The 6,860-nt window shown below is 70.4% G+C and carries 7 protein-coding genes; all 7 read left to right on the top strand.

What is annotated here, in order from left to right; genetic code table 11:
* Nucleotides 1-84: 84 nt before the first annotated feature.
* The 7 genes from ruvC (at nt 85) to B9S58_RS34030 (ending at nt 6,649) form a co-directional block, all read left to right on the top strand.
* On the top strand, nt 85-699 hold the full coding sequence (gene ruvC, locus B9S58_RS34060) for a crossover junction endodeoxyribonuclease RuvC (RefSeq protein WP_103535749.1): 615 nt from the start codon (nt 85-87) through the stop codon (nt 697-699).
* Nucleotides 696-1,322 (top strand): Holliday junction branch migration protein RuvA, encoded by a 627-nt coding sequence (gene ruvA / locus B9S58_RS34055; protein ID WP_103535748.1) that lies wholly within the window; start codon nt 696-698, stop codon nt 1,320-1,322. Before ruvC ends, ruvA begins: the two co-directional genes overlap by 4 nt.
* A 29-nt stretch (nt 1,323-1,351) precedes the next feature.
* Nucleotides 1,352-2,440: a Holliday junction branch migration DNA helicase RuvB gene (gene ruvB / locus B9S58_RS34050; RefSeq protein WP_103535747.1), complete on the top strand. Its 1,089-nt coding sequence runs from the start codon at nt 1,352-1,354 to the stop codon at nt 2,438-2,440.
* Nucleotides 2,441-2,604: 164 nt separating this feature from the next.
* Nucleotides 2,605-3,069 carry a preprotein translocase subunit YajC gene (gene yajC / locus B9S58_RS34045; protein WP_103535746.1) on the top strand — a complete coding sequence of 155 codons (465 nt, stop codon included), beginning with the start codon at nt 2,605-2,607 and terminating at the stop codon, nt 3,067-3,069.
* Between the two features lie 150 nt (nt 3,070-3,219).
* Nucleotides 3,220-4,992 (top strand): protein translocase subunit SecD, encoded by a 1,773-nt coding sequence (secD, locus tag B9S58_RS34040; RefSeq protein WP_103535745.1) that lies wholly within the window; start codon nt 3,220-3,222, stop codon nt 4,990-4,992.
* Nucleotide 4,993: 1 nt separating this feature from the next.
* Nucleotides 4,994-6,094 carry a protein translocase subunit SecF gene (secF, locus tag B9S58_RS34035; protein ID WP_103535744.1) on the top strand — a complete coding sequence of 367 codons (1,101 nt, stop codon included), beginning with the start codon at nt 4,994-4,996 and terminating at the stop codon, nt 6,092-6,094.
* Between the two features lie 3 nt (nt 6,095-6,097).
* On the top strand, nt 6,098-6,649 hold the full coding sequence (locus B9S58_RS34030; RefSeq protein ID WP_103535826.1) for an adenine phosphoribosyltransferase: 552 nt from the start codon (nt 6,098-6,100) through the stop codon (nt 6,647-6,649).
* Nucleotides 6,650-6,860: the final 211 nt, after the last annotated feature.

The raw sequence follows: 6,860 nt of genomic DNA, 5'->3' as shown, positions 1-6,860 counted from the left end.
TGCGACGGATTGTCAGTGCGAGCCGATAGCCTGCGGGAACAGATGAACGAGTGAGTGTGGCGAGCGTCAAGGACAGGGGGCTCCATGCGGGTTCTGGGTGTTGACCCGGGGCTGACCCGGTGCGGTGTCGGCGTGGTCGAAGGGGTCGCGGGCAGCCCGTTGACCATGATCGGCGTCGGCGTCGTGCGCACCCAGTCCGACGCGGAGCTCGGCGACCGGCTCGTCGCCATCGAACAGGGCATCGAGCAATGGCTCGACGAGCACTCCCCGGGTTACGTGGCCGTGGAGCGGGTCTTCGCCCAGCACAACGTCCGTACGGTGATGGGCACCGCCCAGGCCAGCGCGGTCGCCATGCTCTGCGCCGCTCGCCGCGGCATCCCCGTCGCCCTGCACACCCCCAGCGAGGTCAAGGCGGCCGTCACCGGATCCGGCCGCGCCGACAAGGCCCAGGTCGGCGCGATGGTGACCCGGCTGCTGCGGCTGGACGCACCGCCCAGGCCCGCCGACGCCGCCGACGCTCTGGCCCTGGCCATCTGCCACATCTGGCGCGCCCCCTCGCAGAACCGGCTCCAGCAGGCGGTCGCCGCCCACCGCACGCCCGGCTCGTCCCGGGCGTCCGGCGCATCCCGCACAGCCGGCGTGGCCGGTACCCCTCGCACGACCGGCACGCCTCGCACGCTGAAAGGCCGCATCGCATGATCGCCTTCGTCTCCGGCCCGGTGGCCGCCCTCGCCCCGACCACGGCCGTCATCGAGGTCGGCGGCATCGGCATGGCCGTCCAGTGCACCCCGCACACCCTCGCCGGCCTGCGTGTCGGCAAGGAGGCCCGGCTCGCCACCTCCCTGGTCGTCCGTGAGGACTCCCTCACGCTCTACGGCTTCCGGGACGACGACGAGCGGCAGGTGTTCGAGCTGCTCCAGACCGCCAGCGGCGTCGGCCCCCGCCTCGCCCAGGCGATGCTCGCCACCCACAATCCCGACGCCCTGCGCCTCGCGGTCTCCACCGGCGACGAGAAGGCACTGACCGCCGTCTCCGGCATCGGCAAGAAGGGCGCCCAGAAGCTGCTCCTGGAGCTCAAGGACCGGCTCGGCGAACCGGCCGGGGCGCGCATCGGCCAGCAGGGCGTCGGCGCCCCCGTCACCTCCGGCTGGCGCGACCAGCTCCAGGCCGCCCTGATCGGCCTCGGTTACGCGAGCCGCGAGGCCGATCAGGCCGTCGACGCCGTCGCCCCGCAGGCCGAGTCCGCCGTCGCCGAGGGCACGGCACCCCCAGTGCCGCAGCTGCTGCGGGCGGCCCTGCAGACTCTCAACCGCGCACGCTGACCGGCACCGAACCACCGAAGAGGCCCTTGATGAACTGGGACGAGACCGGACCCGAGACCGACGAGCCGACCGGCCCGGTCGTCGACGACCGGCTGGTCGACGCAGGCCATCTCGACGGCGAGGACACCGCGGTCGAGGCGGCCCTGCGCCCCAAGGACCTGGGGGAGTTCGTCGGCCAGGAGAAGGTCCGCGAACAGCTCGACCTGGTCCTCAAGGCCGCTCTCGCCCGCGGCGCCACCGCCGACCATGTGCTGCTGTCCGGCGCCCCCGGCCTCGGCAAGACCACCCTGTCGATGATCATCGCCGCCGAGATGAACGCCCCGATCAGGATCACCTCGGGCCCCGCCATCCAGCACGCCGGCGATCTCGCGGCGATCCTCTCCTCCCTCCAAGAGGGCGAGGTCCTCTTCCTCGACGAGATCCACCGCATGTCCCGGCCCGCCGAGGAGATGCTCTACATGGCGATGGAGGACTTCCGGGTCGACGTCATCGTCGGCAAGGGCCCCGGCGCCACCGCGATCCCCCTCGAACTGCCCCCCTTCACCCTTGTCGGGGCCACCACCCGGGCCGGGCTGCTGCCGCCCCCGCTGCGCGACCGTTTCGGCTTCACAGGGCACATGGAGTTCTACGTCCCCGCGGAGCTGGAGCGCGTCATCCACCGCTCGGCCCGCCTCCTCGACGTCAGCATCGACGTGGAGGGCGCCGCCGAGATCGCCGGACGCTCCCGCGGCACCCCCCGTATCGCCAACCGCCTGCTGCGCCGCGTCCGCGACTACGCCCAGGTCAAGGCGGAGGGAGTGATCGACCGGGAGATCGCGATGGCGGCCCTCAAGGTGTACGAGGTTGACGCCCGCGGACTCGATCGGCTGGACCGTGCCGTCCTCGGTGCCCTGCTGAAGCTCTTCGGTGGCGGCCCCGTGGGCCTGTCCACGCTGGCGGTCGCCGTGGGGGAGGAGCGGGAGACCGTCGAGGAGGTCGCCGAGCCCTTCCTCGTAAGGGAAGGACTGCTGGCCAGGACCCCGCGCGGCCGCGTCGCCACCCCGGCGGCCTGGGCGCATCTGGGACTGGTCCCGCCGCAGCACGGAGCAAAGGGACAACAGGGCCTGTTCGGGGCGTGATGCGTCACAGGTTCGCGTGCACAGGAACCCCGGTGCCATGCTGGGCGTTGTTCCATCGATGCGGACTCGCTTAGACTCCGCCGATGCCGCCCTTACCGGTCGGTGTACCCACCCCCGTATATAGGCCGCATTCCAGCGCGGTCGTGCGAAGGAATTCCCGTCCCGTGGATATCTTGACTCTCCTCCCCTTCATCGTGCTCATCGGGGCCATGTTCCTGATGACCCGTTCCGCCAAGAAGAAGCAGGCGGCGGCCGCGCAGATGCGCAGCGACATGCAGCCCGGTACCGGCGTCCGGACGATCGGGGGCATGTACGCCACCGTCAAGGAAGTCCACGACGACACCGTTCTCCTCGAGGTCGCCCCCGGCGTGCACGCCATCTACGCGAAGAACTCGATCGGCGCCGTCCTGGACGACGCGGAGTACAACCGCATCGTGCACGGCGACGACCAGGAGCTGGACGCGGACGGCACCGTCGTTCCCGACGACGCATCCTCGCTGACCGGTGAGTCCGACGACACCGAGGTCGCCAAGATCGACCTGGTCAAGGACGACGCCGAGACCGAGGACGCCGACGTCAAGGACGCCAAGCGCGAGGGCAAGACCGACGGCGACGCCGACTCCAAGTAGTTCTCACGATCCCGGGGACGTCGCGCGCCCACCGGCGGGCGGCGTCCCCGGGACCGTGCGGTCGTCTGCGGGGGCAGGGTCCCCACTACACATCGTGGCCGCTCGGGCGCGTACCCGGCGCGGGGCGGTTGGACAGGGAGAAACGAGAAGGTGGCAGCACCCAAGAAGGGCCGAGGGCCGTCCGGCGGTCAGGGCAGGCCGGGGCGTGCCCTGGCTCTGATCCTCATCGCCATGGTCGCGCTCGCCGGCGGGATGTTCCTGTCCGGGCACACCACGCCCCGGCTGGGCATCGACCTGGCCGGCGGGACGTCGATCACGCTGGAAGCGCAGAACCAGCCCGGCAAGCCGAACGCGATCAACAAGACCAACATGGACACCGCGGTCGGAATCATCGAGCGGCGTGTCAACGGTCTTGGCGTCTCCGAGGCCGAGGTCCAGACCCAGGGCTCGAAGAACATCATCGTCAACATCCCCAAGGGGACGAACTCCAAGCAGGCCCAGGAGCAGGTCGGCACCACCGCCCAGCTCTACTTCCGGCCTGTTCTGACGGTGCAGGCGAGCGGCCCCGAGGAGCCCCAGCCCTCCGGTTCCCCGACCCCCTCGGACAGCGCCACCCCGAAGCCCGGCGAGTCCGCCGAGGGCCAGGACAAGCCAGAGGGGGAGGAGGCCACCGGTTCGGAGGCCGCCCCTTCGGCGAGCGCCACCACCCAGGGCCGCGCGGTCACCGGAGCCCTCACGAAGGACACCCCGACGCCCGGCGCCTCCGACGAGCCGAAGCCGTCCGATTCCCCCGAGGCCCCGCCCTCCGCGGACCCGGCCACGGCCAAGCTCCAGGAGGAGTTCGCCAAGCTCGACTGCACCGACCCCAAGCAGCGCTCGGAGGCCGGGCAGGACGCCAAGCCCACCGACTCGATCGTCGCCTGCGGTTCGAACGTCCCGGGCAGCTACGAGAAGTACGTGCTCGGCCCGGCCGAGGTCTCCGGCAGCGACGTCGACGACGCCGAGGGCGCCATCGAGCAGCAGACCGGCCAGTGGATCGTGTCGATGGAGTTCACCTCCGCCGGCGCCAAGAAGTTCCAGAAGATCACCGGCCGGCTCTCGCAGCAGCAGCCGCCGATGAACCAGTTCGCGATCGTCCTCGACGGTGAGGTCGTCTCCGCTCCCTCGGTGCGCACGGCGCTCAGCAAGAACGCCCAGATCTCCGGCAGCTTCGACCAGCAGTCCGCCGAGGACCTCGGCAACATCCTGTCGTACGGCGCGCTTCCGTTGACCTTCGAGGAGGTGAGCGTCACCACCGTGACCGCCGCCCTCGGCAGCGATCAGCTCCGGGGCGGGCTGATCGCCGGAGCCGTCGGCCTGGCACTGGTGATCATCTACCTGGTCGCCTACTACCGGGGGCTGGCTTTCATCGCGCTGCTGAGTCTCCTGGTGTCCGGCGTCCTGACGTACACGATCATGTCCTTGCTGGGCCCGGCCATCGGCTTCGCGCTGAACCTCCCGGCGGTCTGTGGAGCGATCGTCGCGATCGGCATCACAGCGGACTCGTTCATCGTCTACTTCGAACGTGTCAGGGACGAGATCCGCGAGGGCCGCACCCTGCGTCCGGCCATCGAGCGTGCCTGGCCCCGTGCCCGGCGCACCATCCTGGTGTCCGACTTCGTGTCGTTCCTGGCCGCGGCCGTGCTCTTCGTCGTCACCGTCGGAAAGGTGCAGGGCTTCGCGTTCACGCTCGGCCTCACCACCCTGCTCGACGTCGTCGTGGTGTTCCTCTTCACCAAGCCCCTCATGACGCTCATGGGGCGGACGAAGTTCTTCTCCAAGGGTGGTCCGTGGTCCGGGCTGGACCCGAAGCGGCTCGGCGCCCAGCCCCCGCTGCGTCGCTCGCGCCGTGTCAACGCCCCCACCGAACCGAAGGAGGCGTGAGATGTCGCGACTCGGCAATCTCGGCGCCCGGCTCTACCGCGGCGAGGTCGGCTACGACTTCATCCGCAACCGCAAGATCTGGTACGGCGTCTCGATACTGATCACCATCACGGCCATCATCGGCGTGGCGGTCGGCGGCCTCCGTCTGGGCATCGAGTTCGAGGGCGGCGCGGTCTTCACGACCGACACCAAGGCCAAGATCTCCACCGTCCAGGCCACGGACGTGGCCACCGAGGCATCGGGTCACCAGGCCATCGTCCAGGAGCTGGGCAACGGCGGTCTGCGCATCCAGATCACCGAGGTCGGCACGGCCAAGGCCAACGAGATCAAGGAGACGCTCTCCGACGAGCTCGGCATCCCCGCCGAGCAGATCAACGCGGACCTGGTCGGCCCGAGCTGGGGCGAGCAGATCGCCAACAAGGCGTGGACCGGTCTCGTGGTCTTCATGATCCTGGTGGTGATCTATCTCGCGATCGCCTTCGAGTGGCGGATGGCCGTCGCCGCCCTCATCGCGCTGATCCATGACATCACCATCACGGTCGGTGTCTACGCCCTGGTCGGCTTCGAGGTCACCCCGGGCACGGTGATCGGTCTGCTGACCATCCTCGGTTACTCCCTGTACGACACGGTGGTGGTCTTCGACAGCCTCAAGGAGGGCCAGAAGGACATCACCAAGCAGACCCGCTTCACCTACAGCGAGGTCGCCAACCGGTCGATCAACAGCACCCTCGTCCGCTCCATCAACACCACCGTGGTGGCGCTCCTGCCGGTGGCCGGTCTGCTGTTCATCGGCGGCGGCGTCCTCGGCGCGGGCATGCTGAACGACATCTCGCTGTCGCTGTTCGTCGGCCTCGCCGCCGGTGCCTACTCCTCGATCTTCATCGCCACGCCGCTCGTCGCCGACCTCAAGGAACGCGACCCGCAGATGAAGGCGCTGAAGAAGCGGGTGCTCGCCAAGCGGGCGGCCGCGGCCGCCCGGGGCGAGTCCCCCGAGGACGACGGGCCCGCATACCAGCAGGATGAGGACGTCGAGACCGCGGGCGCCGTCGTGGGCCAGCGTCAGCAGCCCCGCGGCCACGGCCGCACCCCCGGGAAGCGCTGAGTGATGACGAGCACCACCGAATCCACCAGGGAGCTGCTGCTCAGCCGGATCCGCGACGTCGCGGACTACCCGAAGCCGGGCGTGGTGTTCAAGGACATCACGCCGCTGCTCGCGGACCCGGTGGCCTTCACGGCGCTCACCGACGCCCTCGCGGAGCTGTGCGTACGGCACGGCGCCACGAAGATCGTCGGGCTGGAGGCCCGCGGCTTCATCCTGGCCGCGCCCGTCGCGGTCCGGGCGGGCATCGGCTTCGTCCCGGTCCGCAAGGCCGGCAAGCTCCCCGGGGCCACGCTGAGCCAGTCCTACGAGCTGGAGTACGGCAGCGCGAAGATCGAGATCCACGCCGAGGACCTCGACGCCGGGGACCGGGTCATGGTCATCGACGACGTCCTCGCCACCGGTGGCACCGCCGAGGCCTCGCTGGAGCTCATCCGGCGGGCCGGCGCCCGGGTCGCGGGCGTCGCGGTCCTCATGGAGCTCGGGTTCCTCGCGGGCAGGGCCCGCCTGGAGCCCGGCCTCGCCGGAGCACCGCTGGAGGCGCTGATCACGGTCTGATCCGCTGATCGGCGTCCGGCGACGGACACCACGCACGAGGGACGGGCACCCGGGAACACCGGGTGCCCGTCCCTCGTTGGGCGTGCTCCCACCGTCCCCGGGCGAGGTCCCGCCGGGGGATCGATACCATGGGCTCTCCGGGTACCCCGGATCCGCACGAGGAGCGCTCTTGCCAGACGAGGCCCAGTCAGCCGCCGCCCCGCAGCCCGAC

The sequence above is a fragment of the Streptomyces sp. SM11 genome (genome assembly GCF_002910905.1).
Lineage (GTDB): Bacteria > Actinomycetota > Actinomycetes > Streptomycetales > Streptomycetaceae > Streptomyces.
Note: the sequence above shows the minus strand (reverse complement) of the source record. Positions and strands in the feature narration are given on the sequence as shown.